This is a genomic window from Thermanaerothrix sp., assembly GCF_056331585.1.
In genome coordinates, this window is sequence record NZ_JBWGPQ010000007.1 from 35,906 (window position 1) to 60,780 (window position 24,875).

The 24,875-nt window shown below is 59.4% G+C and carries 24 protein-coding genes and 1 other RNA gene; 13 read left to right on the top strand and 12 right to left on the bottom strand.

Translation table 11 applies throughout. From position 1 onward, the window contains the following. The first annotated feature begins 4 nt into the window (after positions 1 to 4). The 8 genes from AC01YT_RS04345 to AC01YT_RS04380 all read left to right on the top strand — a co-directional run bounded on the left by AC01YT_RS04345 (position 5) and on the right by AC01YT_RS04380 (position 5,834). Positions 5 to 931, top strand: a complete 927-nt coding sequence (locus AC01YT_RS04345; RefSeq protein WP_476673031.1) for a phytoene/squalene synthase family protein — start codon at positions 5 to 7, stop codon at positions 929 to 931. Between the two features lie 153 nt (positions 932 to 1,084). Further along, the gene (locus tag AC01YT_RS04350) at positions 1,085 to 2,350 is read left to right on the top strand and encodes a diaminopropionate ammonia-lyase (protein ID WP_476673033.1); all 1,266 of its coding nucleotides are present in this window, start codon (positions 1,085 to 1,087) and stop codon (positions 2,348 to 2,350) included. A 189-nt stretch (positions 2,351 to 2,539) separates the two neighbouring features. Continuing rightward, the gene (locus AC01YT_RS04355) at positions 2,540 to 3,100 is read left to right on the top strand and encodes a 2'-5' RNA ligase family protein (protein WP_476673035.1); all 561 of its coding nucleotides are present in this window, start codon (positions 2,540 to 2,542) and stop codon (positions 3,098 to 3,100) included. A gap of 35 nt (positions 3,101 to 3,135) precedes the next feature. After that, complete coding sequence (locus AC01YT_RS04360; RefSeq protein WP_476673037.1) at positions 3,136 to 3,960, top strand: hypothetical protein; 825 nt, start codon at positions 3,136 to 3,138, stop codon at positions 3,958 to 3,960. A 123-nt stretch (positions 3,961 to 4,083) separates the two neighbouring features. Next, the gene (locus AC01YT_RS04365) at positions 4,084 to 4,479 is read left to right on the top strand and encodes a YlbF/YmcA family competence regulator (protein ID WP_476673039.1); all 396 of its coding nucleotides are present in this window, start codon (positions 4,084 to 4,086) and stop codon (positions 4,477 to 4,479) included. A gap of 24 nt (positions 4,480 to 4,503) precedes the next feature. Next, positions 4,504 to 4,887, top strand: a complete 384-nt coding sequence (locus AC01YT_RS04370; protein WP_476673041.1) for a YlbF family regulator — start codon at positions 4,504 to 4,506, stop codon at positions 4,885 to 4,887. Between the two features lie 25 nt (positions 4,888 to 4,912). Continuing rightward, positions 4,913 to 5,188, top strand: coding sequence for a thioredoxin family protein (locus AC01YT_RS04375; protein WP_476673043.1), 276 nt, complete (start codon positions 4,913 to 4,915; stop codon positions 5,186 to 5,188). 13 nt (positions 5,189 to 5,201) lie between these two features. Then, a complete protein-coding gene (locus tag AC01YT_RS04380; protein ID WP_476673045.1) occupies positions 5,202 to 5,834 on the top strand; it encodes a hypothetical protein in 633 nt (210 codons plus the stop codon). Positions 5,835 to 5,839: 5 nt separating this feature from the next. On the opposite strand, the gene AC01YT_RS04385 is transcribed toward AC01YT_RS04380, so the two are convergent. From AC01YT_RS04385 to AC01YT_RS04420, 8 genes are all read right to left on the bottom strand, one after another. Then, positions 5,840 to 7,111: a PQQ-dependent sugar dehydrogenase gene (locus AC01YT_RS04385; protein ID WP_476673047.1), complete on the bottom strand. Its 1,272-nt coding sequence runs from the start codon at positions 7,109 to 7,111 to the stop codon at positions 5,840 to 5,842. 100 nt (positions 7,112 to 7,211) lie between these two features. After that, positions 7,212 to 8,153, bottom strand: coding sequence for an ADP-ribosylglycohydrolase family protein (locus AC01YT_RS04390; protein ID WP_476673049.1), 942 nt, complete (start codon positions 8,151 to 8,153; stop codon positions 7,212 to 7,214). A gap of 54 nt (positions 8,154 to 8,207) precedes the next feature. After that, positions 8,208 to 9,401: a glycosyltransferase family 4 protein gene (locus AC01YT_RS04395; RefSeq protein WP_476673051.1), complete on the bottom strand. Its 1,194-nt coding sequence runs from the start codon at positions 9,399 to 9,401 to the stop codon at positions 8,208 to 8,210. Further along, positions 9,392 to 10,540: a glycosyltransferase family 4 protein gene (locus tag AC01YT_RS04400; protein WP_476673053.1), complete on the bottom strand. Its 1,149-nt coding sequence runs from the start codon at positions 10,538 to 10,540 to the stop codon at positions 9,392 to 9,394. Before AC01YT_RS04400 ends, AC01YT_RS04395 begins: the two co-directional genes overlap by 10 nt. Next, positions 10,528 to 13,086, bottom strand: coding sequence for an AAA family ATPase (locus AC01YT_RS04405; protein ID WP_476673055.1), 2,559 nt, complete (start codon positions 13,084 to 13,086; stop codon positions 10,528 to 10,530). The genes AC01YT_RS04400 and AC01YT_RS04405 overlap by 13 nt, the downstream gene beginning before the upstream one ends. After that, entirely contained in the window at positions 13,083 to 14,408 is a 1,326-nt protein-coding gene (locus AC01YT_RS04410) for a hemolysin family protein (protein ID WP_476673057.1), read from the bottom strand. The genes AC01YT_RS04405 and AC01YT_RS04410 overlap by 4 nt, the downstream gene beginning before the upstream one ends. A gap of 25 nt (positions 14,409 to 14,433) precedes the next feature. Then, on the bottom strand, positions 14,434 to 15,699 hold the full coding sequence (locus tag AC01YT_RS04415; protein ID WP_476673059.1) for a metallophosphoesterase family protein: 1,266 nt from the start codon (positions 15,697 to 15,699) through the stop codon (positions 14,434 to 14,436). Positions 15,700 to 15,712: 13 nt separating this feature from the next. After that, on the bottom strand, positions 15,713 to 17,008 hold the full coding sequence (locus AC01YT_RS04420) for a C39 family peptidase (protein WP_476673061.1): 1,296 nt from the start codon (positions 17,006 to 17,008) through the stop codon (positions 15,713 to 15,715). Positions 17,009 to 17,119: 111 nt separating this feature from the next. Here AC01YT_RS04420 and ffs point away from each other — a divergent pair. Beyond that, positions 17,120 to 17,219, top strand: an RNA gene (gene ffs / locus AC01YT_RS04425) — signal recognition particle sRNA small type. A 25-nt stretch (positions 17,220 to 17,244) separates the two neighbouring features. After that, positions 17,245 to 18,129, top strand: a complete 885-nt coding sequence (locus tag AC01YT_RS04430) for a methyltransferase domain-containing protein (RefSeq protein ID WP_476673063.1) — start codon at positions 17,245 to 17,247, stop codon at positions 18,127 to 18,129. Here the strand turns inward: AC01YT_RS04430 and AC01YT_RS04435 are convergent. From AC01YT_RS04435 to AC01YT_RS04445, 3 genes are read right to left on the bottom strand one after another with little or no spacing between them, the layout of a single operon-like run. After that, positions 18,126 to 18,890, bottom strand: coding sequence for a class I SAM-dependent methyltransferase (locus AC01YT_RS04435; RefSeq protein WP_476673065.1), 765 nt, complete (start codon positions 18,888 to 18,890; stop codon positions 18,126 to 18,128). The genes AC01YT_RS04430 and AC01YT_RS04435 overlap by 4 nt on opposite strands. Further along, complete coding sequence (locus tag AC01YT_RS04440; protein ID WP_476673067.1) at positions 18,887 to 19,591, bottom strand: ubiquinone/menaquinone biosynthesis methyltransferase; 705 nt, start codon at positions 19,589 to 19,591, stop codon at positions 18,887 to 18,889. The genes AC01YT_RS04435 and AC01YT_RS04440 overlap by 4 nt, the downstream gene beginning before the upstream one ends. After that, positions 19,581 to 21,266 (bottom strand): sensor histidine kinase, encoded by a 1,686-nt coding sequence (locus AC01YT_RS04445; RefSeq protein WP_476673069.1) that lies wholly within the window; start codon positions 21,264 to 21,266, stop codon positions 19,581 to 19,583. The genes AC01YT_RS04440 and AC01YT_RS04445 overlap by 11 nt, the downstream gene beginning before the upstream one ends. Before the next feature lie 199 nt (positions 21,267 to 21,465). Between AC01YT_RS04445 and AC01YT_RS04450 the strand changes: the two genes are divergently transcribed. Then, positions 21,466 to 22,161, top strand: coding sequence for a phage protease (locus tag AC01YT_RS04450; protein WP_476673071.1), 696 nt, complete (start codon positions 21,466 to 21,468; stop codon positions 22,159 to 22,161). A 124-nt stretch (positions 22,162 to 22,285) separates the two neighbouring features. Here the strand turns inward: AC01YT_RS04450 and AC01YT_RS04455 are convergent, their stop codons facing one another. Further along, positions 22,286 to 23,578: an FAD-dependent oxidoreductase gene (locus AC01YT_RS04455; protein ID WP_476673073.1), complete on the bottom strand. Its 1,293-nt coding sequence runs from the start codon at positions 23,576 to 23,578 to the stop codon at positions 22,286 to 22,288. A 306-nt stretch (positions 23,579 to 23,884) separates the two neighbouring features. On the opposite strand from AC01YT_RS04455, the gene AC01YT_RS04460 reads away from it, so the two are divergent. Together AC01YT_RS04460 and AC01YT_RS04465 are read left to right on the top strand one after the other, a co-directional pair. Further along, entirely contained in the window at positions 23,885 to 24,232 is a 348-nt protein-coding gene (locus tag AC01YT_RS04460; RefSeq protein WP_054521866.1) for a roadblock/LC7 domain-containing protein, read from the top strand. A gap of 9 nt (positions 24,233 to 24,241) precedes the next feature. After that, positions 24,242 to 24,874, top strand: a complete 633-nt coding sequence (locus AC01YT_RS04465) for a V4R domain-containing protein (RefSeq protein WP_476673075.1) — start codon at positions 24,242 to 24,244, stop codon at positions 24,872 to 24,874. Position 24,875: the final 1 nt, after the last annotated feature.

Consider the following 24,875-nt stretch of genomic DNA (forward strand, 5'->3'; position numbering starts at 1 on the left):
TACCATGCTTCAGAATGCCCTGCAACGTTTGCCCGCGGTTACCCACCCTCAAGAAGCCTTTCGCCTTACCGAGGCGGTGATCAAGGCACATTCGCGCACCTTTTTCTTGGCCACGGCGTTGTTGCCGCGGCGCGAACGACAGGCGATCCGCGCGCTGTATGCTTTTTGCCGCGCTACCGATGACTTGGTGGATTCGCAATGCGCTGGACGTGCCGACCTGGAACGCTGGCGGGCGCAGGTGGCTTTGCCCCCTGAAGCCCAGGCGAATCCTCTGCTCTACGCCTGGGCTATCGTACGTCAGCGCTACCATGTAGACCCCCGTTATGAGCAGGACCTGCTAGATGGGGTGGCGATGGATCTGGAACACTGCCGCTATGCCACCTGGGAGGAATTGCGCCTTTACTGCTACCGCGTGGCTTCGACGGTGGGATTGCTTTCCATCCCGATTATCGGGTTGGTGCGCGGGGTGACCTTTGAGCAGGCCGCTCCGTTTGCCATTGAATTGGGCATTGCACTTCAACTCACCAACATCCTACGCGATGTGGGCGAAGACGCGCGCAAGGGACGGGTGTATCTGCCGCTCGATGATCTGGCCGCCTTTGACCTGACCGTGCAGGATATCTTGGATGGGGTAATGGATGCGCGCTTCGTTGCGCTGATGCAGTTTGAAATCGCCCGCGCGCAGGCACTCTACCGCCGCGCCTTGCCGGGCATTCGCCTCTTGCACCCCCGTGCCCGCCCGGCAGTGGGAGCGGCAGCGTTGCTCTACGCGGCTATCCTGGATGAGATTGAGCGCCTGGGCTACCAGGTGCATACCCGGCGCGCGCACACCTCCACGTGGCGTAAACTGCGCCTCTTACCCACCATCTGGGTGCAAATCGGGCGTTTGCCACCCCTCGAACGTGTTCTCGCCACCTCGCTGCCCCTATAATTAATTGAATTAGTGCGGAATTAATGCGGCGTGACTCCACGCCCCCAATGCCGAAAGTGAAAACAGCACCGTGTATGCGGACGGCGCGTTACACCTCACCGATTTTGGGGTTATACTAATACGAAGATGTCAGACAAATAAGCGAGGTGGCCCATGGGCAGTGAAAAACCGATTGAGTGGCTGATCAACCCGCGTGCTCGCGCCGGTTTTGATCCTCAGGTCGTGCAGGCATTAATCCCGCCGGAGGTGCCCTGGCAGGCGCGGCGCTTTCATCGTCAGTTGCCGGGCTACCGTATGAGCCCGCTGGTGGGCTTGCCCAACCTGGCGGCGCGGCTGGGGCTGGGGGGCATCTGGGTGAAGGATGAATCCCAGCGCTTGGATTTGCGTTCGTTCAAGGTGCTGGGTGGCTCATACGCCATTTACCAGTGGGTGCGCCAGCGCCTGGGCATCACCGACCGCGAACTTTCGTTCGCCGAACTGACCAGTGACGAATTGCGCGAGCGTCTGGGCGATATTACCTTTGCCGCCGCCACCGATGGCAACCACGGTCGTGGGGTGGCCTGGGCGGCAGCGCAGATGGGCTTCAAGGCGGTTATCTACGTGCACAAATTGACCTCACAACAACGTATTCAAGCCATTGAGCAAACCGGGGCAAAGGTGGTGGTGATTGATGGTACCTATGATGATGCCGTGCACCAGGTTAACGAGGATGCCCAACGCTACGGCTGGGTGGTCATCTCGGATACAGCCTGGGAAGGCTACGAAGACATCCCTAAGTGGGTGATGCAGGGCTATACCACCATGCTCAGCGAGGCACAGGAGCAACTGGCTGCGCAGGGGTTGAGCAAGCCCACGCATGTGTTTGTCCAGGCTGGTGTGGGTTCACTGGCGGCGGCCACGCTGGGCTATTATGCCAATTTGTTCGGAGCGGAGCGCCCGTTGGGGGTGGTGGTGGAGCCAACCAAAGCAGCCTGCCTCTACCTCTCGGCACAGATTGGAGACGGCCAGCCGCACAAGTTCGAGGGCGAGCTGGACACGATCATGGCCGGGTTGGCCTGCGGTGAACCCAACCCCATTGCCTGGCAGGTGCTGGAGCGAATCGCCGATGTGTTTGCCATTTGCCCGGATTACGTCGCGGCCAAGGGCATGCGGGTCTATGGGATGCCTCTGCGCGGTGACCCGATGATCATCTCCGGCGAATCGGGTGCGGTGACGCTGGGGGCGCTGCTCTTCATCATGGAATACCCCGGCGCGCGTGAACTGCGCGATTATCTCAGCCTTGGCCCGAATTCGCAGGTGCTGTTGATCAACTCTGAGGGCAATACCTCACCGGATGACTTCCGTTATGTGATGTGGGAGGGCGGTAACCCGGTGCCGGATGAGTACAAGATCTTTCGCAGCAGTCTGCGTGGTGAGTAGGGGATATTGCATCTATCCGGGTGATGCTCCGGCGTCCTTGCCAGCCGAATCACCCCTCGCCGCCCAGGGGGTAGGTGACCTTTTCGGCTACAATTAACACCTGGCGGGTGTGTTTTTGTGGGTGGTGGCGCCTGAACGTTGCAGGCGCAATGCCGGGATCTGACGTCGTCAATTGCAGCCGGAGTGCCGATGAGTTTTGCGGTAGAACTGTATTTCGATCCCACCACGGACGCTATGGTGCGCCAGGCCTGGGATTACCTGGCCGAGGCTGGGGTGAGCACGGTAATGCGTGAAAGCGGCTACCGCCCCCACGTGACTCTTGGAGTCAGTGAAAGCCTGGATCTGGATGGCGCCGGTATTGCCTTGGAAGCTCTGGCCAGGCGTTACCCCCCTTTTGAGCTGACGCTCTCGAGCCTGGGGGTTTTCCTCGCCTCCGAGGCAACCGTCTTTCTGGGGGTCACGGTGACTCAAGCCCTGCTGGCATTGCATGCCGAATTTGAGGCTTGTATTCAGCCCTATGTCCGGGGAATTTGGGATCATTACCGCGTGGATGCCTGGGTGCCCCATTGCACCCTGGCGTTTAACTTACCCCCCGCGCGGGTGCCTGAGGCGGTGGCAATCAGTCAACAGATCCTTCTACCCATCCGGGCCCAAGTCGTTGCACTGGGAATCACCGTGCTTTCTCCCGCTTCCAGCGAATTGCTGCGCCTTTTTTCCCTGGGCGATCCGCCGATTCTCGTCGTGCCCTGAGCTGCTCACACCTATCCAGGTTTTGGAGGTGCCCGATGCGACAAGTTTCCCGCCGATTTACAGGATGGATGCTGGTCAGTACAGCTGTCCTAGGCCTCTTGATCAGCCTGATGGGGGTGGTGGGAGTATGGTGGGTGCGCCCACCGCTGACCCGTGCGCTGACCTCAAGCACCGGGTTGGCCATCGGTGCTCTGGAAACCACCTCACAGGGATTGACAGTGGTGGCGCAAGCCCTCGACCTGGCCGATAGCAGCGTGGCCCGCCTGGAAGAGGCATTTACCACTCTGGTGACCTCGTTGGGCAATACGGTTGATGCGCTGGATACGCTGGTAACGCTGAGCGGGCGTGGCTTGCCAGCCACGGTACAAGCAGCTCAAGTGTCCCTGCGTGCCGCCCAGACCAGTGCACAGGTGCTGGAAGGGATGCTTTACGCGGTAACGTCAATTCCCTTCTTTCCGGGCCAACCCTACAACCCTGAGAAACCTTTGCATCAATCTCTCGGAGAGGTGACCACTAGCCTGGAGGGGCTGAATACGTCCTTTACCACCCTGGAGAAAAGCCTTGAGCAAACCGGGAGCAACTTGGGGCTGATTAAGACCGAGATCAAGCGCATGCAAGAGGACATTCAGCACATCCGTGAGAGCTTGCAAGGGACACGGGATGTGGTCAGAAAATACCAAGATGCTGCCACGCGCCTGTTGGAACGTCTGCACTGGCTGGAGGTTAACCTGCCGCGGCTGACCACGCTGGCGGCTATTGGCCTGACCATCTTCCTGATCTGGTTGGGGTTCAACCAGGTTGCCATGCTTTTGCAGGGCCTGGAATGGCTGCGCCGCAATCTCTCGATAACGGATGCCTGAGTCAATGACTTTTTCCAACGTCATCATCAAAGGGTGACATTCCGCACTGGACGGCAGGGGGTAAATCCTCTAAAATTCTATTCGTTCTTTTGAATGCAAATCTTAGCCCAAGGTGACTTGCATATGGATGAAACCCCGGTGGTAACCTCTTTCGACGGTGCTGTGCTTCAGGCCCAGGTGCACGCCCTGGCCACGTTGATTCAGGAAACGAATGTGTATCAGGCTTTTGTGCACGCTTATAAAGCTGCCAGCGAGGACGCGCAGGTGCAACACCTGGCGGCTCAAATCCGCGAGCACAACCGGGCACTACAATGGGCTGAGGGCGATTTTTTGGCTCATCAGCAGGCACTGGAAGCATTGCAGGCAGAGATGAACTCACTCCCACTGATGCAGACATACCGTCAGGCCGAGGCCGATTTGGTGCGACTATTCGCCGCCGTGGATCGGGAAATCAGCACGGCGTTGGGTGTGCCATTCGCGCGCAATGCCCGTCGCAGCGGGTGTGCCTGTGGTCGTTAACCCTTTTAATATCAGGAGGCAAGGATGACATTGAGCCCCGAGATTATCGCGGCAGCGTGGGCGTTGGGCGAAAGCCTGCGTCAGCATCCGTTGGTTCAGGCTTATCACGAGGCGGTGGTGCGTTTTGAAGCCGACCACGAAGCCGTGGACTTAGAACGCCGGTTATATGCGTTATATGCCGATTTGATCCGCCGCCAGGAGGAGGGCGAAACCCTCTCTCGCGCTGAGGTGCAGTTCTTCAATGATCTTAAACAGCGCGTTTATCAACATCCCACCATCCAAGCGCGCGAGGCTGCCCTGTCCGCTCTCAAACCCTACCTGGCGAGCGTTGCCGATGAATTGACGCTGCGTCTGGGGGTGGATTACACGGCGGTTGTGCTCGCTGCCGGAGATGAGGAAGCAGTCTGAGAAGGTTGGACAGGAGGGAACGCCGATGCTCGATGTGAAAGTCTTAGGACCCGGTTGCGCCAAATGTTATGCCCTGGAGCGGGCTGCGCGGGGCGCTCTGGAACAATTTCTGCAGGAGCAACCCGGTCTACCCGTGGCCTTTGAGCATATTGAGGATGTCTTGGCCATTGAACAGTATCCGGTGCTGTTCACCCCGGCCCTTGTGATCAACGATAAGGTTGTGTGTGCCGGGCGAGTGCCCAAGCGGGAGGAAATCCTGGCCTGGTATTGCCAAGCCGTGAATGCCCGGGGCGGGAATTGAGTATAATAAATCTGTGCGAAAGAAGGTTTTTCTGGCTCTGATCGGAATGCTGGTGGGGGCAGGTTGCGCGGTGGTGACCCCTTCCGCCCCGCTGGCAAGCCCGACTGCCCTGCCCCCGACCTCAACGGTCACCAGGTTACCTTCTCCCGGTCCCACCATCCTGGTATCTACGCCAACGCAGATGCCTTCGCTTGTGCCAACCACGATGGTGGGTGCGCTGGTTCGGGGTGATTTAACGGCGGTGATGGCTTATACCCGCCAGGCGGTGGAGAACAACCAACCCGCCGCTCTGGCCGATCTAATCAGCGCCGAGGGGGTGGGGTTTGCACCGTTTGCCGTGGGCGCGAACCCACCTGGCTATAACAATGCGGCAGAAATCATAGCCGCGCTGATGCCGGCTATGGCGGCTGGAAATCCCACCTGCCGCGGTTATAACTCAACTTATGGAGAAAGTCCCGCCAAAGCCTTGGTGGTGTTTGAGAATCTGGATCTTGATTGGGAAGCCCTAAACTTAGACACCAAAGACATCGTCGCGACCGGTTTCATCTTCTATCGCCGTGCAAGCGGCTGGGAATTAACCTTCATTGTGCCCCTGCCCAATTGGGCCTGGGAGACCCTGGTGACCACCTTGCAGCCCTGCCCGTAGATCATTCAGGGAACGGGGACAACACGGTAAATACGTAGGCCTTTGTCGTCGGAGATGTACATGGCTCCCCCCGGGCCAAAGATGACATCGGCAGGACGGCCGTAGGTAGCGGCATCCGCACAAGGCCTGCCAGGGGCGCGGAAGCCGGTCACAAACGGCTCGGCGGCAATGGGCTGGCCGACCTCGTTCAAGAGGATGCGCTCCACTTTGCAGTCACGGATGTTGTCGACAGTGGTGTTCCAGGAGCCGTGATAGGCCACATATAGACTCTGGCGGTAGGCGGGTGGGAAGAGCGTGCCCTCGTCCAGGGTCATCCCCAGGGGGGCACTATGGGCTAGGGCGGTAAAGCGCGCTGGGACCGCCTGATCACAGGTCAGCCCGGTGGGTAGGGCAATGCGGGTGTCTTGAACCTCCGGCCCGCTCACCACTCCCACACCAGGGGTGTAGCAGTACGGCCAGCCATGCCAGGCACCGCCTTGTACCGGGATGACGATTTCCTCCGGGGGTAAGTCATCGCCCAGCCCGTCACTGCCGTTGTGATCGGCCCACAATTCACCGCCCGGTGTCCACAGAAAATCCACGCTATTGCGCAGCCCCCAAGCCCACAATGGGCGGCGGCGCGGGTCGGGATCAGTAGCAAAGGGGTTATCCCCCGGAATGCTACCATCAGGATTGAAACGTAGGATGGCTGCGCGACGGGGATCATCCTCAACACAATAATTGCAACTGGAGCCCGCGCTGACATAGAGTTTTCCATCCGGTCCGAAGTGCAGGGTACGACTGCTGTGACCAACTGGGGCGGGGATGTTGTCGGTGATCAGTTCGCGCGTTTCCAGGCTGCCATTGCCATCCCCATCACGCAGGCGCTCGATGCGATTCCCTTCGGCGACGTAGAGCCAGCCGTCACGCCATTCCAGCCCATGAGGTAGGTTCAAATCGCTAGCGACGATCTCTATGGTATCGGCGCGACCATCGCTGTTGCGATCAGGCAGGCGGGCAATCTGGCCGCTGTTCATCAGGCTGACGTAAAGCCAGTCGTCCGGCCCGAAGGCCATGAAGCGCGGGCGTTGGGGCAGGTTCTCAGCGAAAATGCGAATGGCAAACCCGGGTGCTACCTGTAAACGCCGCGCCGCCTCATCTTCGGGGGGCAAGGGCGGGGCTTTACTGACCAGCGGCAGATAGAGCGTCATTCCCCCACCGCTTTGTGCTGCTGCCGAGCGGCCCACGACCGTCCACCCAATACATAGAATTACAACGATAATCCACCACCGCCACATGTCCTGCCTCTGCTCTCACACACCGAGCAATAAAAGTTTAAACACCGCTGCGCGGTGTTATGCGATTTATTGCATCTATTTTATCCTAAAACAACGGGGCTTAGGGTTGCACTTGTAACGTAGCCAGGCGGTCAGCCAGGGCAACAAAGTCCTGCCAGCCCCAGTTGCGCCCGCTTTTGAGCGGGTATTCGCCGCGTAAATTCAGTCGCCATTCCTCGGGGATGGCCTCTATCCCGTAGAGGGCACCGGCCAGCGCGCCAGTGACGGCACCAGCGGTGTCCGCATCCGCACCCAGGTTGACGGCTTGGATCAAGGCGTCGGCGAAGGAATGGCTGTTAAACAGACTCCAAATGGCAGTTTCCAGGGTATGGCGCACCCAACCGGTGTTGCGCAATTCTTCGCGGCGGCGGCGCGGGGCCAGGCGGATGGCGTAAGCCAGGCCTTCGGGCAACGGCGAGGCCAGAGTAAAAGCGGTCTCGAGGGCCTGTTCCAGATCGGCGCCGCGGATTAGACTGCCAAGCATGGTGTTCAGAAAGACACACGCAGCTACGCACTCGGGGTGACGGTGGGTGACGCGGCATTGGGCAATGCTGGCCTCGCGCAAGGCATTCGTGTCGCGCCAATAGGCCAGTGCTACTGGCCATGAACGCATCAGGGCGCCGTTGCCGGCGCTTTCGGGACGCTCGCGCCAGACAGCTTCGGCGGCGGTGTCCCAGGGCTCGCCCGCGATTAGACGGCTGAGCACGGCCTGGGTATGGATGCCGACATCGGGCGGTTCGCTGGAATACCAATCAGCAAAGCGCTGAGCCAGGTCGTCGGGTTCCAAGTGGCCGCGCTCCACCAGGGTGGTGGCGACGGCCAGAGCCAACTCGGTATCATCGGTAAAATGTCCGGCCGGCAACCGTCCGGGCAACATGGTGCGGATCAACGCTCGCGGGTGCGAGGCCAGGCCAAACTCCAGCGGCATACCCAACGCATCCCCCACGGCGGCACCCACGGCTACACCGCGCCAGCGGGATCGTTCAAGCCCTTCTTCGCTCATGAAAACCTCTTCTTAAAAACCCAAATGGAGATGAGGACGAGGACAGGGATAATTCTAATCGGAAACGCCGAATTGGGGGAAAAATTCCTGCACCTGACGGCGCACAAGGTTGATGTCGGCACGGGTTTGAATCACCTCGCGATTGTAGGCAGCGGCGCGCTGACGTAATACAGGATGTTCCAGCGCCAACACGACTGCCTCGGCAATGGCCCGTGGCTGGCGCAGGTCCACCATTAGGCCGTTGACCCCGGGGCAAATCCATTCGCGCAGACTTTCCAGATCCCCCACAACCGGAAAACAGCCCCATGCCATGGCTTCTAACAGAGTGTTGGGGGTACCGTCATGGGTAGCCAGGGAGATCATGACTTCGGCACGGGCAAAGAGATCCCATAATTGCCCTTGAGGCAGAGATGGAAGCAGTACGACTGCCTCATCCAGGCGCAGGCGGCGCACCCACGCCTCGGCCTGAGGTTGACCGGCCATACCTGGACAAAGGAACCTTACATCGGACAGGCGCTCCCGCACCAGGGGGATAATTTGAAAGAACAGGTCGCTCAACACATACTGGCGGATGCCGCGCGGGTTGAGCACCCAGTGGGTTTCATCACCTTGCAGGCGGGCTGCCCAGGGCTCGCCCAGCGGGTTGCGTTGTGTCGGCAGGCGTTCTAAGTCAAGCCCGCCGTTACCCGGCACGACTAATGTGGGGCGTGCCGGGTCAAACCCCCAGAGGCGAGCCAGACGCAGGTCGCGACGGCAGTCGGTGATCAAGCCGTTGGCACGGCGCAAAGCGCGGCGAGTGAGTCGCCTCATCCAGGGTGAGCCATAGGCATGCAGGGTGAGGTCATTCCCCCAAATCGAGAGTACCAGCGGCAGGGTCAAACCGGCCGCTGTGGCTAACATGCCCTCATAGGGAATGCGCAGGGCATGGACAAGGTCAGGCTGCCACTCTTGTACCAGGCGGCGTAGGCGTGGGGCATAGAGAGACAGGCTCAGCGGTCCCAGCCAGTAACGCAGGATTTGCAGGGGGTGACGCAGGTTCTTGCGAAAGGTCGCGCGTCCCTGTCCTCCAGAAGCCGTCCCCCCGGCGGCGCTAAAGGCCACCGGCAGTACCGCGAAATGCGCCACTTCGGGCGGGGCCGGGCAGGGGTAGGTGGAGACCAGGCTCAAGCGCCATCCCAGCGGGCGCAACATTGCCAGCCAGGCGCGGGTGATCGGACTGCGGCCATCGGCGACCAGCATCAGGTGCATGACGGACCTCCATGGCGGTACTCCCAGGCCAGGTAGATTGCCTGCATAAAGGCAGCCACCATGGTATCCAGGTTGATTTCCTCGCTCACGATGCGAAACGATTCCAACCCCATCTGGCGCAGACGAGCAGGGTCAGAGAGCGCATTGGCCAGCGTCGCCGTCAGCGCGGGCAGGTCATCGGGGGGTACATGCCAGCCGTTACCCGAGCGCACCAAGTCCTGCTGGGTGCCATCCCCCGCTGCAACGATCACCGGTAAGGCGTGCGCCATGGCCTGCTGCACCGCCAACCCACCGGTACCGGGCAGAACGAAAAGGTCGGCCTGCTCAAAAATGGGACGGAGGGCTTCACCGTGAACGGCGCCCAGGAATTCTGCCGCGGGATAAACCGCCTGAGCGAGTTTTTCGAGTGCCGGGCGCGCCGGCCCATCGCCGACGAGGTACAAACGTGGTTGAAGCGCGGGGGGCAGGGCGGCACAGGCGCGAATGAGCAGGTCTACCCGCTTGCGTGCCTGCAAACGCCCGACGAAAAGCACGGTGGGGCGTCCTTGGGGATAGGCGGGCGGGCGCTGGGGCGGGACCCAGGTAGGACGCGGCGTGGCGGCATTAGGCGCGACCACAATCCGCTGGGGGTCAAAACCGAGCGCCGCGTATTCAGCGGCACCGCGCCGACTGTAGGCAATAAGGGCATCAAACTGGGCTAGAAAACGCCGCCGCCAGGCGCGGCGCAGGCCGGCCAGCAGGGGCAAGCGGCGGGTTTCGGGAGCACCCAACCCCCAACCGATCACCACACCCCCGTGACGGCGCATCCACCGCACGCCCCAAGGCGTGCTGAGGTAACGCGGGTTGGCTTCGACGATCAGCACCTGGGGTTGAAAGTTTGTTAGCCAGGCCGACCAGCCTGCTTGCCAACAGAGATAGAGCGGGCCGTCGAGAAGGTGGACGTTGCGCGCCGGAAAAAGGGTGGCTCCCTCCACGGCACGGGTGCTCTCGATCGCTTCTTGTGGGCGTGGTTGGCCGGTAAACAAGCCCAGCCCGCCCTCGCACACGTGCGCCAGCGCGGCAAAGAATGGCGCGCGGTAAGTAGGGAATACGCGCTGCTGCACGCCAATCCGCCAGGGAATGCGATTCACGCCGTCCATAATCGGATCTGGGAGCCTTGGGGGGTCTTTTCGATTTCCAAGCGGGCAGGGAACTGATCCTTCAATTCGTCCAAGTGAGTGATGACCAGGATCTTGGCGAAATCTTGGCGCACCAGGCTCAACGCCTCGATCAGGCGTTGGCGGCCTTCCTGATCCTGACTGCCAAAGCCCTCGTCAATGACCAGCGTTTGCAGGCGCGCGCCGGCCCGTAGGGCCAGCACCCGCGCCAGCGCTAGCCGGATGGCAAAGTTGATGCGGAACGCCTCACCTCCGGAGAACATTTCATAAGGGCGAATGCCGGCGCCATCGCGGATGATGATATCCAGGGTTTCTTTTTCTCCTTCTTTGCTTTTATATTCGCGCTGGGTTTCGAACGCCACTGACATCATGCCGTTGCTGAGGCGTTCGAGCAGTTGGTTAGCCTGAGTTTCGACTTCGGGCAGGGCTTGCTCGATCAGCAATGCCGGCACGCCGTCTTTGCTGAAGGCTTTTTCCAGTGTCTTAAGGCGTGCGATCAGTCGCTGGGTTTCATCGCGCTTTGCAGTGAGTTCGGCACGGCGTTTTTTGAGTTGCGGCAGTACCAGCACCTTTTGCCGCGCCGCACCAACTTCATCCCGCAGTTGGTTCTCGCGCAATTTCAGGTCGCGCACTTCGCGTTCCAGCGCCTCAAGGTCGGGCAATTCGGCGGCGTCGCGCTGGTAACGCGCCGCGGCATCGTGATATTGGGCTTCTAACGCGGCGACCTCGCGTTCACGCTCTTCACGCTGTACCTCCAGGTGGACAATTTCACGTTCCAGGATGGCGACCTCGGCCCGCGCCTTTTCCAGATTGCGCAGGGCTTCTTCGCTAGCGCGCAGGGTTTGCTCACGCAGCCGCGCCGCTTCGTGCCCCTGTGGGTCGTACCCCAGTTCGCGGCACTGGGCATCTAGGGCGGTCAGTGCTGCCCGCGCGGTGAGGGCAAAACGTCCTTCCTGCAAAAGGGCGGCGACTTCGGCCAAGCGCGGCGCTGTGCTGGTCTGCCAATCCTGAATCTGCCGGCGCGCCAAATCCAGGCGCTCTTCTTCTTGGGCGACTTGCATGGTGAGGTTTTTTACCCGCCGTTCGACATCTTCTAACTCGCGTATTCGGGTTTCGAGGGCGCGCATTTCGTCACTGAGGGCCTGAATGCGCGATTTATTGGAGCGGAAGCGATCCCCCAGAGCTTTGCCTTCCTGCTGCAGTTCCTGGATCAGGCGCTGGCGTTCGGCAGGAGGTAGGGGCTGGCCGCAAAGGGGACAAATCGCCCCGCTCACCACCTGCAAGTTCTCAATGCGCGCCTTGATCTCATTCATCTGCACGGTGAGTAATTTATTTTCAGTTTCGAGTTCGGTTTTCTCTTGGGTGCAGGCTTCCTTTTGGCGTTGAAGGGTCTCGCGGGTGGCTAAACGCGCTTCCAGTGCCTCCAATTGCTGACGCCGTTGCGCGCGGTTCGCCTCCCAGGTCGGTAGCACAGCCTGGAGGAGGTGGATCTCGCGCTCTTGTTGTTGCAGAGTGTGGTATTCGCTCTCCAGGCGGGTCTGTTCTACAGCGATTTCCTGGCGCAGGGCCTGACGCTGGGCGTCTAAATCGCGGAAGCGCGCGGCCAGTGCATCCCAGGTCTCCAGGTCGCGCCGCGCGGCTTGCCATTCGGCATAGGCTGCCTCGATCTCCGTGGCCTGGGCGAGCAGGTTTTGGGCGGCAGCATGTTGAGCGCGTCGCTCGGCTAAAGTAGCGAGGTGACTTTCCAGGGCCTGCTGGGCTTTCTGCCACTGAGCCTGTAGAGTTTCGACCAAGCGACGTTGCTCGGCCAGCGCAGCGGCTACTTTTTGCGCCGAGGCCAGCACATCCTCGCGGGCGCGGCGCAGTGCTTCGGCCTGTGCTAGTTGGGCTTCTAAAGCCGTCAGGGTGGTATTGCGCTCGTTTTCCTCAGCCAGTTCGCGTTCAATCTCTTGGATCTGGCCGTCAATCAGCGCTTGCTCTTGCTCAGCCATCTTGCGCTGGTTTTTGGCCGTCTCTTTGTAGGTCTCCCACACCTCCAACCCCAGGATGCTCATCAGGATTTGCTTGCGTTCGCTGGGGTTTTTGATCGTGAACTGATCGGCCTTGCCTTGAAGGAAGAATGAAGCATTGATAAAGGCCTCGTAATCCATGCGCAGCAGATGTTGAATGCGCGCCTGGGTATCTTTGAGTTTGCTCTCGGTCAGGGGTTTCCAGGTACCGTCCGAACCACGCACGAAGAATTCCAGCAGGGTGGTTTTACCGCGCACCCGTGCCCGCTGGACGCGGTAGAGATGTTCCTCATACTCAAAATCGAGCACCACCTCGGCGCGATCGCTCTGATCATTGATAACGGCATCATGCTCGGCACGCGCCTTGCCGAAGAGTGCCCAGGTCAGAGCATCTAGCAAGGAGGATTTGCCAGCACCGTTATGCCCACTGATGCAGGCCAGATCAAAGGCGGTGAAATCCACCTCTTGAGGTTGCCGATAGGAAAGGAAACCCTCTAAGCGCAGTCGAACCGGGATCATGTATCCTCCTGGGATGACAATGGAATGCGTGAGACCAGGACTTTGTCAATACGGCGTCCATCCATATCTACGACCTCAATACGTAGCCCGTTCCACTCAAAGGTTTGGCCAGCGGTGGGGATAGCCCCTAACTGGCTAAGGATGAAGCCGGCCAGAGTTTGATACCCAACCCGCTCTTCATCCGGCAAGGATTCGAGGTTGAAGACCTCCTTGAAGCGGTCAATAGGTAGTAAGCCGTCCATAAGCCAGGAACCATCCTCGCGCTGCACCAATAGCGGTTCCTCGCTCTCGCCAGCCTCGCCCAATTCGCCCACGATGGCCTCAAGCACGTCGTAATGGGTAACCATGCCCAGCACCCCACCGTATTCGTCAATCACCAGCGCCAGTGAAACGCGGGCGCCTCGCAGAGCTTCGAGCACTTTGAGCACCGTCATGCTATCGGGGACGAAGAGTGGGGGCTTTAGCCAGGGCTGCAGATCGAACTCGCCGCCGCGCAGGAACTGTGCCAGCACGTCCCGCGCCGAGATCACCCCCAACACGTTGTCCAAATCGCCCCGTGCAACCGGGAAACGGGTGTGGCGACTGTTAAGCACCTGTTGCACAATCTCCTGTGGGCTTTCATCCAGGTCAAGCCATTCGATCTCAGTACGCGGGGTCATAATGGCATCCACGGTGCGGTCGCCGAGGCGAAAGACACCCTCGACCATGCGCTGTTCGCTGCTTTCAAAGATGCCCTCCTGGGTGCCTTGCTCGATCAGACCGCGGATATCTTCCTCGGTAAATTCGGGTTCTGGGGCCGGCCGGACACCCAGCAGGCGCAGGCCGGCTTCAGTTGAAGCACTGAGCAGTTTAACCAGCGGCGCCGTCAACTGTGCAAGCACGACCATGGGACGGGCGACGGCAGTGGCAATTTTCTCCGGGTAATAGAGCGCCAGGCGCTTGGGCACCAACTCACCCAGCACCAATGAGAAGTACGTGGTCAGCAACACCACCATGGCTAAGGCGAGGGCCTGGCTGTAGGGTGCCAGGGCGGGCCACTGCGCCAGCCAGCGCGCCAGATCACCGGAGAGGGTGGCACCACCCAGGGCACCGGCCAGAATGCCGATGAGGGTGATGCCGATTTGGATCGTAGAGAGGAACTGGTTGGGCGATTCGCTCAGCGCGAGGGCGGTTTTCGCCCCTTTTTCACCCTCTTCGGCTTTTTGTTGCAGGCGCACCTTGCGCGCTGAAACCAGCGCCATCTCGGACATTGCGAAGAAACCGTTGATCAAGATAAGCAGAAGGATGATGAGGATTTCTAAAATACGACTACCTTCTTCCATTCCGAAATAAGTATCCTTCCCCCGGTTAGTCCAATAAATTCTCAGCCTGTGCCAGCACGCGTTCGGCCAGGGCTTGCAGGGCTTGAATTTCTTGCGGTGGTAAAGAGAGCGACTTCCAGTAAAGTTCAAGTAATTCCAACGGAGAGCGTTGGGCGACGGCGGTATCGCCGGCCAGGCGCAGGCGCATTTCGGCGCGGGGTTGACGCACCAAATGCACTTCTAAGGCCGGCTCGAGCCATTTGCGCAAGGCGTTTTCGTCCAGCAAGGATTCCCAGGCACGCGGGTATTCCAACACCAGGCGCACCACGGCCCCTTCTACCTCGGACGGTGCAGGCAGACACTGGCGGATATATTCCATGAGCACACCGGGCAGAGGTTTTTCACCGCTTGTGTTTTCTAATGACTCGAGGTTGATGCGTTTATCAATGAACTTGCGCCCGTTAAGGCGTTGCCAGGTGTAGCGGGTGGCGCGGCGCTCAACCTCAACCATCACGAAACCCTTTTCATCGGCGGCCTCGCCAAAATCTACCCGCTCGATCGAGCCGGCGTACACCACCGGGGGATAGCCGCCGGGGTTCAAATCCTGGTGCTTGTGGATATGGCCCAGTGCAACGTAATCCACGGCGGGGTGCACCAGCAGACCGCGCGGCAGGACAAAATCATTGCCTAGCATGATCAGGCGTTCACCGCCATAAACAGCTCCTTCCACCGAGGCGTGGGCGGTGATGATTAGTGGAAGGTCCGGGTCAGCCTGAGCTAGAAATCGCTCCACAAGTTGGGACAAAATCTCCTGCAGGCGTTCATAGACGCGCTCGGGTTCGCGCCCGCTCAATTCTTCCAATCCCATCAGGTTGGAGCGTGAAATCCAGGGGATGGCCAGTACTTGCAGGGGCAGTCCCCATAAATCGGTGGGCTTGAGGAAGGTCGGGCGGTTGAGGACGCGCACGTTGGGCACGTCCAGCGTTTCATATTCCTGCAGGGTGTGGGCGCGTCCCAGCGCGGGCGAGATATCGTGATTACCTACGAGCATCAAGGTGGGAATGCCAGCACGGGAGAGGCGGATGATGCGCTTGCCCCATTCGCGCTGGAAGGTTGGCGCGGGGGTGCGGTCTTTGTAGGCATCACCGGCGAAGAGCACCAGGTCTACTTTCTCGCGGATGGCGGTCTCGACAATGGTGTCTAGAGCGGTCAGAAAATCCAGCACCCGGACGGGCAGTCCAGTTTGGGGGTCTTGGCGTCCGCGGTTGGCGATATCAATGTGAGCATCGGCAAAGTGAAGCACACGCACCATAAATCTCTCCCCTTTAAGGCTGCAATTGGAGCGCTTGGGCCAGTTCCACCGCCGGAGCAAAGCCGGGATGATAATCCAGTGCGGTACGGACGTCATCGGCGGCGCCGGCGGTATCGCCCAGCGCCAGGCGGGCGCGCGCCCGCCAGATGAACGATTCCTCAATATAAGGCTGGTCGGCGGCGCCGATGGTGGTCTCGGCCAGGCGGATGACATCCCAGTAGCGCCCGGTGTAGTAATAGGCAAAGTACGGCCCGGTCTGGTACCACATAATACGCCAGGGGCGTTTATCCTCGGGTAGGTTGGCCATCAGGGTGAAAGCCTGGTCGTAGGCACGCGCCGCGCCAGCGTAATCCTGTAAATTGACCAGGTTGGTGCCGTAGTTAAAGAGAGCGAAGAACTGCTCCAGGCCACTCAGAACACTGGCTTCGTATGAGGCAATCTCCATGGCACGGCGGTAACTCGCGGTCACATCCGCGTATTGCCCCAGCGCAGCCATCAGGTCTGTCTCACGGTCGGGCGGATAAACGACCAAAAAGGTGTAATTGAACGAACGCCACTGCCACAGTAAATCGTCATAGGTGATCGGGTAGTCGGGTGAGAAGTAGGCATCCTGGGTGATAAAGCGTCGGGCAGCCTCTTCGTAGCCGCTGACCACAGTGTAGTGCCCCATCCAACCCAACCGGCCATTGTAATCGCGCAGGTAGACCCCTTTTTCAATCACCACCGGGAAGCCTGCCGCCAGGAGGTTTTTGAGCAGTTCAAGCGTCCCACCGGCACGCACCAGCGCGCGCAGGTCGGTGTAGTTTTCGACATAATCTGCCAGTTCATAGGGCATGACATTCTTGTCCTTCTCGAACGGCTTAACCACCCGCCCGATGTCGGTGCGGTCGCCCTGCCAGCCCCAGTAGGAAAGCGCAATGGCTAGGGTAGCGGGGGCACAATAATTCCACAGCCCATGCTGGTCATAGTAACGCCCACCACTGATGTGCACCTCAGGTGGCAAAGGAGTTGGGGTGGGGGTGGGCATCGTGGTGGCAGTAAAGTGGGGATGGGGCGCCTCGCCGGAGGGGCGCGTTGGGGTTGTTGTGGATAGCGGGATGGGGCTAAGAAGTACGGGCGTGGTGGGCAAGGTGGAAGCGGGCACGAACACGGCTTCCTGCGGGGGTTTGAGGGCATAGCGCACCTGCACCCGCCAGGCTTCCAGATGCCAGAGCACCCGTTCGCGCACGTTAGGAATCATCCACAGCCCCCCCAGGCTCAGCCCGCCAATGAGCAGAAACACACCGGTCAGCCGCCAGAATTTGGACACATATCAGATTATAACATGGGAGGTAGATGCACTTTTTGGGGAGCCAACCCCGCCAAACCACCGCGCCCGATTGACAGCCAGCCCAGAGGAAGGTATGATTAAGGCGCGTTCGGGTGGGACCGGCGCGGCAGAAACCGCCGAACCCTGTCAGGTCCGAGAGGAAGCAGCAGTAAGGCGGCCCTTCTGGGCGCCGCCGGCAAGCCTGCCCGACGCAATTTTTTGCTCTGATCATCCGCATGGAAACACCCCCCATCTGCAACTACGAAGGTTCTGATTACCAGCGCTCGTTCTGGGAACAGGGCGGGCGCGCTTATGAGGACGCGGTTGAAGCGCTGGCTCTGCGCCGTCTGCTACCCCGCGAGGGCGGGCAGTGGCTGCTCGAAATCGGCGCCGGCGCTGGGCGCAATACCCCGCGTTACCATGGCTACCAGCGTGTGGTGCTGCTGGATTACTCCCGTACTCAATTGCAGCAGGCGCAGGAACGCCTGGGCCGTGACGGACGCTACCTCTACGTGGCTGGCGATGCCTACCGTTTACCTTTCGTCAGCAGTTTCTTCGATGCAGCGACCATGATCCGCACCCTGCACCATATGGTAGAGCCACTGCGAGTGCTGGAAGAGGCGCGGCGGGTGCTCCGCCCGCGTGGAATCTTCATCCTCGAATTTGCCAATAAATGCAACCTCAAAGCTATCCTGCGTTATTGGCTGCGCCGCCAGGTATGGAGCCCTTTTACCCCCGAGCCGGTGGAATTCGCCCCGTTGAATTTTGACTTTCACCCCGCCACCGTGCGCACCTGGCTCAACCTGAGCAGCTTTGCCATCGAACGGCAGTTAACCGTCTCGCATTTCCGAATCGGGGTGCTCAAACGCGTGGTACCGTTGCGGTTATTGGTCTGGCTGGATGGCCTGGCGCAGTGGACAGGGGATTGGTGGCAACTCTCGCCCAGCGTCTTTGTGCGCGCCCGGGCGCGCGGTGAAGGTGTGGTAACCCCTACTTTTGCCTTCCGCTGCCCGGCCTGTGGGCACGAACCGCTGCCCGATACGCCACCGGCTATCACCTGCCCGACCTGCGAACGCACCTACGCGGTGGAAGACGGTATTTACGACTTTCGTCTGCGCTAGGCGGCGGTCTTCTCCAGCACCCAGACGTGAGAAAGGCCGAAAACGCGCAAGGGCGTCTTTTCCAATCCCTGCAAGAATCCCCGTAGGAACCTCCCCAGCTGCGGGAAGCGGGCGATGATGTTATCGTACGCGCCGAAGATCACCGTGCGCTGCACTACGCGGAGCGGCAGGCCTTCCAGCAGGCGCGCCAATTCGCGCGCGGTATAGACGCGAACATGCGGCGCCAGGCGGTCGCGCCAGCGCCGCGGCAGGTAATTCACTAGTGGGATGTTACCGAAATAGTAACGCCCGCGCCAGTAAATACCGTGGGTTTCAAAGGGATAACCGCGGTTGGGGCAGAAGAGCACCAGCCGCCCTCCTGGCGCCAATACCCGCGCAATCTCGGCCAGGGTTTGACGGTCATCGGCCACGTGTTCCAGCACCTCGTGGCTTAGGACGAGATCAAAGGACGCAGAGGCAAAGGGCACGTGCTCGCCCGCACCGCACACCACCCGCGGATGACGGGCATACGCTTCACGGGTGCGCTCCCACTCGATATCCAGCCCCACCGCTAGCGCCGCCGTCTCGGCCAGGCGGACCAGGTATTGCCCCACCCCACAGCCATCCACAAACACTCGTCCCCGCTCGCGCCCTGCCGCCGCTGCCAGGATCATTTGCAGGCGACGTTCCTGGCCAGCGCGCCAGACATACGAGGGCGCACCGCGCAGGGCAGCCTTATCGGGATCAAACATTGGGAAGGACGAAGGGGAAGGATGATTCACGTGTGTGCCCAATGAATAGCAATGGTGCCCATCATTTTATAAGTAAACCGCACCTCCGTAAACCCCGCTGCCACCAACGCTTGCGCCAGTTCCGGTGCGGCGAGGAAGGTGGCACTGGAATGGGCTAGATACTCGTAGGCATCGCGCTGGCCGGTGAGTGCCCCGCCCAGCCAAGGGATCATCTTGAACATCAGCACATCACGCAAAGGGCGCAGAGGATGTGGCGTGGGGCGGGTGGTTTCCAGGATCGCCACCTGCCCACCGGGCTTGAGCACGCGTGTCATTTCGCGCAGGGTCTGACCCAAATCGGCTACGTTGCGCAGTAAGAAGGCACACACCACGGCATCGAAGGTACCGTTGGAAAAAGGCAAGGCTAGGGCATCCGCCGCACACCAGACCGGCGGACGCGGAAAGCGCCGCCGTTGTCCTAGTTGCAGCATAGGTAGGGTGAAATCGGCCGCCACCACGTGAGTTGTGGGCGATTGACGCATCACTTCGCGCGTCAGGTCACCGGTGCCACATCCGAGGTCGAGCACACGCGCCTCATCCGGCAGGTGTAAACCACGCACAGCCTCGCGGCGCCAGCGCACATCGAAACTGCCAGTCATCAGGCGGTTGGTCAGATCATAACGTGGGGCAATCTGCCCGAACATGCGGCGGATGCGCGCAGCACGCTCCACCGGATCGGTGTTACTCATCATTTGTTAACGGCACCCAGGCCAGAATCGTGGTGCCGGCGCCGGGCTCGGAGATGATTTCTATCTCACCGCCGGCCTGGCGGGCACGGGTACGCATATTCGAAAGGCCATGTCCGATGGACTGGTTGACCTTGTCTGGGTCGAAGCCACGCCCATCATCATGCACTTCCAGCAAGACGCGGTCAGGGGTCTTCCACACCGAGACCGCGACATGGCGGGCCCGAGCGTGCTTGGCAATATTGGCCAGCGCTTCCTGGCAGATGTGGAACAATGCCACCGCTTGCAGTTCGGGCAGGCCGGCCAGATCGTCCTCGGGGCCTTGTAAATCTACGTTCAGCAACGTGTTGGCATGAAATTCTTTGACCAAGCGGCGAATGCCCTGCATCAGGGTCTCATTTTGGAGTTGGCGCGGGCGCAGGTCAAGGATGTAGGCACGGATGTCGCGAATGGTGCTATCAATATCGCGGATGGCCTGCTCGATGCGCTGCAACGCCGCCTGGGGGTCTTGATGGATCAAGAGGCGAGCGTGTTCCAGCGTCAGCCCCACAGCGTAGATGGACTGAATCACACCGTCATGCAGGTCCATGCCGATGCGTTCGCGCTCTTCCAAGATGGCCAGGCGACGACTTTGCAGGTTCAACCGCACATTCTCAATCGCCAGCCCAATCCAGGAGCTGATAGTTGCCAGGAACTGCATCTCAAGGTCGTCCAGCGGGCGAGCGTGGCGGCTGGCTACGCACAACACCCCCAGCACGCCTTGACGGCCTCGGATGGGCAGGCAGGCTACCTGGCGGAAATTCTGCAACAGCACCTGCGGGTGCACGCCTTGCCCATCGGGCGGGGCAGGTGAGAAGACAACCGGCTGATCACGCTTGGCGACCTGGCCAACAATGCTCTCGCCAAGTGCGAATTCTTCGCGTTGCCAGAGTGCTTCCACCATTGACCCGCGATGGAGCATGCGCTGCAAGGTGCGCCCACCTTCCTGACGCAGATACACCTCCCCTACTTCTAGTTGGAGGTAATCCAAGACCTGGGTGAGGGCTTTATCCAGAATCTGATCAATGTCTGACGATGTCGCTAAGGTTGATGCCAGTTCATTGAGCAGTGCCAGGTTCTCGTTGCGGCGGGTGAGGATACGGTCGCGCTCGACCAATTGGCGGTAGATGCGCGCGTTGGTGATCGCCACGGCGGCATAAGCCGCCAACATTTCGATCAGTTGCTCATCTTCCGCGCTGAACTCCGGCGCATCGCGCTTGTTGGTGAGGTAAATCTGCCCTAACTGGCGGTTACCCTGGCGGATGGGCACGCCCAGGAACGACGTCATAAAGGGGTGATGGGGGGGGAAGCCCACACTGCGCGGATCGTTGCTCACATCGGGCAGGCGGATGGGCCGATCACTGCGCATCAGCGCCCCGATCAGCCCCAAACCGCGCGGTGGGTGTGCCATGCGGCGGATTTCCTCTTCGCTCATCCCCACCGGGATAAAGGCTTCCAGTTCACCGTTGGCGCCAATAACCCCCACGGCAGCATACTGGGCATTAACCTGCTCGCAAGCCAGGCGGGCAATCTTTTCCAACAGCGATTCGAGCGAAACGTCGCGTACCAATTCCAAACTGGCGCGGTGCAGCGCCAGCAACCGTTCTTCCAATTGTTCCCGGGTTAGATGGGCTGTGCTCATAGGATTCCTTTGGCTTTCACTATTTTACTGGTCATTGTCCGTTTTCGTCAACTTTGTTACCCTATTCACAAAACCCTCACTCCCGTAAACCAGCCATCTTCAAACCCTTTTCGTCATCTCTTCATAAATTCTTCACACCCTTTTGCTATCCTTACGGCTGCAAGATAAGACAATACCCTTTATAACGGAGGTCGCTAGTATGAGTAAGAACATTCTATTATTCGGATTAGGCGCTTTAGTGGTGGTGGGATTGCTCTTCGGAAGCGTCGCCTGGGTGTATGCCCAAGCACCGACCCCGACCACAACCCCTTCTACCAATGAAACCACCCTTGTGGCCCCCGGCTGGGGCTGGGGGCGACACGGCTGGGGCATGATGGGCGGACGAGGTATGTTTGGTGCGTGGGGCGGCTACTTGCAGGATGAGATGCTGACTGCCCTGGCCAATAAACTGGGAATGAGCGCGGATGACCTCAAAGCCAGGATTCAGGCCGGCATCACCCCGGCGCAATTGGCCCAGGAAAAGGGTCTGACCGCGGCGGAGTTCCGCACCCTGATGCAGGAAGCACGCAATGAAGCCCTCGACCTGGCAGTGAAAAACGGCAAACTGACCGCCGAACAGGCCGAGCAAATGAAACAGGGCACCTGGGCTTTGGGTTCGTACCTCAAAGATACTTTCTTCGCCACGCTGGCCGAAAAATTGGGCCTGACGACAGAGCAACTGCAAGCCAAGATTGATGAGGCCCGCAGCGCTACCTTGGACCGCGCTGTCCAAGAGGGCAAACTGACCAGCCAGCAGGCCGAATGGTTGAAGCAGAACGCCCCGCAGGGCGGCTTGGGTGGCTTCGGTTGGGGCTGCCACGGTGGTCCGTACGGTGGACGGGGTTGGGGCTGGTAAAAGTAGACCAAGCCAACCCCCACGCGTCACCCCCGCTGACGCTGCAAGAGCGGTTGCCGTACTCCCGGCAGCCGCTCGCGGTTATTAACAGTTATCCATAAGACAACATTTTATCCCGGTGTGCTCAATGAGCCATCAGGTAGTGGGCTAAACGTTTTGCTAAGGCGACGATGGTCAGGATAGGGGGAAGGCCAGGAGATTGGGGCAACACACTGGCATCGCACACATAAAGATTGTCAATCTCGGTCATCAGATCCGAATTGACAATACGACCAATGGCTGCCGTGCCGCCAGCATGAGCGCCTTGAGGCAAAGAATGGCGAATTGAATCGGGCCGCGCACCGGCGCGAATTAAGATGTCCTTGGCCATCTGGGTGCCTGTCCTGAGTTTCTCCTGATCCGCCAGAGTGACCGCTTTTGAAACTGTGCTATTGGCAAATACCTGGCCTGAAGCCTCATCAGAGATCTTTGTCATTAGTCCGATCAGACGGTTAGCTGGTAACGTGTAGCCCTCGATTCCAAGCTCAATCAGGCGCACCTCGCGGGGGTGGTTGATATAGGTCGAAAGCAAGAATCCCTGTTCCGCATGGTGTTCCAGATCCACTAGCGCCATTTGCGGCTCGTTGAGCATGCTAAAGTCTTCGGTTACCCCGTAGGTATTGACCAGCAAATCCACAAACAGGTTACTACCTGCCGCGGTAATCCCTGTCTTTTGAAGGATGATGGGTGTCCCAATGCCACCTGCGGCTAAGATAATAGTTTCGGCATAAATCTCGGTTTCACCGTGGGGACTTTTCACAGCAACGCCGATAGCCTTTCCATTGTGGGTTAGCACATGTTGGACGGTAGTGTTAAATATCACCTCAGCCCCCAGTTGTTGGGCTTCGAGCAGGTAGTCTAATGCTGTCCACTTTGCGTTTTTTGAACAGCCAAGTGAGCAATGTCCGCAGGCCTTGCAGATTTCCGGGTCTATGAATTTAGGCATGGCTTCCATGTGGTGCCCCAGAGCCTGAGCAGCGGCGCGGATGCGGTGACCACCGGGGGATAACAAATGCTCTGGGAGAGGTGCAACCCCCGTTTCATGCTCGGCTTCCGTAAACTCCTTATCCAGATTTATGCCATAATTTGCTAACTCACGCTCAAGACAGCGCACACCGTTACCAGCGGAGACCATGGTGGTACCTCCAGCCATAAGAGTACGCCAAAGAATAATGCCTTGCTTGGATTTTTTGGGAATGCGGATAATCTTATTGGCATCAAAGAATGACAACGCACTTAGGAACGTACCCACTGAGGTCTCAATTTTGCCCCTCTCAATGATCATCACCGATTGCCCCCGTTTAGCCAACTCACGGGCCACCGTTGCGCCACCTGCGCCCGAGCCCACAACCAAGTATGGATAAGTTGGATTTGACATGGTGGTTTACCTTTCGAATCTCTTGGCCATAAATCCCCCCTCTCCCCCATACCATGGATGTTTTTGGGGTCGAAGATGATACATCTCAAGCATAGCACGAGATGGGGGTAATTTCAATAATTTGTCTAGACATTATTTCTGTTTTGTTGAGGTTTCCCTTACACTTCTGCAAGGCCAGCGGAGAGCGCGCTTGACACCAACCTGAGGCTATGCTAAATTAGTAAGCGTCAAACTCGCTTCCCCGTTATCCGTGTGAATTTAGCATAAAAAGGAGTTGCCGCCTTGACCAAGTCTCGCACTCAACTCATGGTGGAGCGGTTACGTGAACTGCAGGCATCCTCGCCCGATATCGAAGCTTCGGCGGTAGTCAGCCTGGATGGGCTGACGATTGCCTCGGCGCTCCCCCAGGGCGTGGAAGAGGATCGCGTCTCGGCTATGTCGGCGGCGATGCTCTCGCTGGGTGAACGCATCGCCAATGAATTAGGGCGGGGAGCCCTGGATCAGGTGTATATCAAAGGCCAAAAGGGCTATGTGGTGCTGATGTCGGTCGGCGAAGAAGCCGTGCTTACCGCCCTGGCGCGCGAACAGGCCAAACTGGGCTTGATCTTCCTGGACATGCGCCGCGCCGCCGAAGACCTCGCCAAGTTGATCTGAGTCCTGACCATGGAAGCAATCCCGAAAAGCGGTTATTACTATCCCAATAAGATCGCCCGCATTGCTCTGCTGGCGCTAGAAGACGTCATGGGGAAGAACGGGGTTAATGCCATCCTCAACCTGGCTAATCTTCAGCACCTGATTGATAACTACCCCCCAGATAACCTGGAACGCCAGTTTGACTTTGCCGACTTCTCGGCCATCAATGGCGCACTGGAAGAGATGTACGGTCCACGCGGCGGCCGTGGGCTGGCTCTGCGCGCCGGACGGGCAACTTTCCAAGACGGCCTGCGCCATTTCGGCGCCCTGGCCGGCGTAGGTGACTTAGCCTTTAAAGTCCTGCCACTGCAGGCGAAATTGCGCATCGGCCTGCCAGCAATGGCCAAGATTTTCAGCACCACCAGCGATCAATACTCCACGGTGGAGGAAAAAGATACCCACTTTGTCTACACCATTCACCGCTGTCCGGTCTGCTGGGGGCGCAAGAGCGACCGCCCCGATTGTTATATGGCGGTCGGCCTGCTCCAAGAGGGCCTAAAATGGGTCTCAGGCGGACAGGAATTCCGCGTTAATGAGTCTAAGTGCATTGCCATGGGCGATGCGGTGTGTGAGTTCATCATCTTCAAAGAGCCGCTCGGCTGAG

What these genes read in the sequence shown, in the direction of transcription:
- AC01YT_RS04345 (WP_476673031.1), top strand. Translation starts at nt 5, where the DNA reads ATGCTTCAGAATGCCCTGCAACGTTTGCCCGCGGTTACCCACCCTCAA.
- AC01YT_RS04350 (WP_476673033.1), top strand. Translation starts at nt 1,085, where the DNA reads ATGGGCAGTGAAAAACCGATTGAGTGGCTGATCAACCCGCGTGCTCGC.
- AC01YT_RS04355 (WP_476673035.1), top strand. Translation starts at nt 2,540, where the DNA reads ATGAGTTTTGCGGTAGAACTGTATTTCGATCCCACCACGGACGCTATG.
- AC01YT_RS04360 (WP_476673037.1), top strand. Translation starts at nt 3,136, where the DNA reads ATGCGACAAGTTTCCCGCCGATTTACAGGATGGATGCTGGTCAGTACA.
- AC01YT_RS04365 (WP_476673039.1), top strand. Translation starts at nt 4,084, where the DNA reads ATGGATGAAACCCCGGTGGTAACCTCTTTCGACGGTGCTGTGCTTCAG.
- AC01YT_RS04370 (WP_476673041.1), top strand. Translation starts at nt 4,504, where the DNA reads ATGACATTGAGCCCCGAGATTATCGCGGCAGCGTGGGCGTTGGGCGAA.
- AC01YT_RS04375 (WP_476673043.1), top strand. Translation starts at nt 4,913, where the DNA reads ATGCTCGATGTGAAAGTCTTAGGACCCGGTTGCGCCAAATGTTATGCC.
- AC01YT_RS04385 (WP_476673047.1), bottom strand. Translation starts at nt 7,111, where the DNA reads ATGTGGCGGTGGTGGATTATCGTTGTAATTCTATGTATTGGGTGGACG.
- AC01YT_RS04390 (WP_476673049.1), bottom strand. Translation starts at nt 8,153, where the DNA reads ATGAGCGAAGAAGGGCTTGAACGATCCCGCTGGCGCGGTGTAGCCGTG.
- AC01YT_RS04395 (WP_476673051.1), bottom strand. Translation starts at nt 9,401, where the DNA reads ATGCACCTGATGCTGGTCGCCGATGGCCGCAGTCCGATCACCCGCGCC.
- AC01YT_RS04400 (WP_476673053.1), bottom strand. Translation starts at nt 10,540, where the DNA reads ATGGACGGCGTGAATCGCATTCCCTGGCGGATTGGCGTGCAGCAGCGC.
- AC01YT_RS04405 (WP_476673055.1), bottom strand. Translation starts at nt 13,086, where the DNA reads ATGATCCCGGTTCGACTGCGCTTAGAGGGTTTCCTTTCCTATCGGCAA.
- AC01YT_RS04410 (WP_476673057.1), bottom strand. Translation starts at nt 14,408, where the DNA reads ATGGAAGAAGGTAGTCGTATTTTAGAAATCCTCATCATCCTTCTGCTT.
- AC01YT_RS04415 (WP_476673059.1), bottom strand. Translation starts at nt 15,699, where the DNA reads ATGGTGCGTGTGCTTCACTTTGCCGATGCTCACATTGATATCGCCAAC.
- AC01YT_RS04430 (WP_476673063.1), top strand. Translation starts at nt 17,245, where the DNA reads ATGGAAACACCCCCCATCTGCAACTACGAAGGTTCTGATTACCAGCGC.
- AC01YT_RS04440 (WP_476673067.1), bottom strand. Translation starts at nt 19,591, where the DNA reads ATGATGAGTAACACCGATCCGGTGGAGCGTGCTGCGCGCATCCGCCGC.
- AC01YT_RS04445 (WP_476673069.1), bottom strand. Translation starts at nt 21,266, where the DNA reads ATGAGCACAGCCCATCTAACCCGGGAACAATTGGAAGAACGGTTGCTG.
- AC01YT_RS04450 (WP_476673071.1), top strand. Translation starts at nt 21,466, where the DNA reads ATGAGTAAGAACATTCTATTATTCGGATTAGGCGCTTTAGTGGTGGTG.
- AC01YT_RS04455 (WP_476673073.1), bottom strand. Translation starts at nt 23,578, where the DNA reads ATGTCAAATCCAACTTATCCATACTTGGTTGTGGGCTCGGGCGCAGGT.
- AC01YT_RS04460 (WP_054521866.1), top strand. Translation starts at nt 23,885, where the DNA reads ATGGTGGAGCGGTTACGTGAACTGCAGGCATCCTCGCCCGATATCGAA.
- AC01YT_RS04465 (WP_476673075.1), top strand. Translation starts at nt 24,242, where the DNA reads ATGGAAGCAATCCCGAAAAGCGGTTATTACTATCCCAATAAGATCGCC.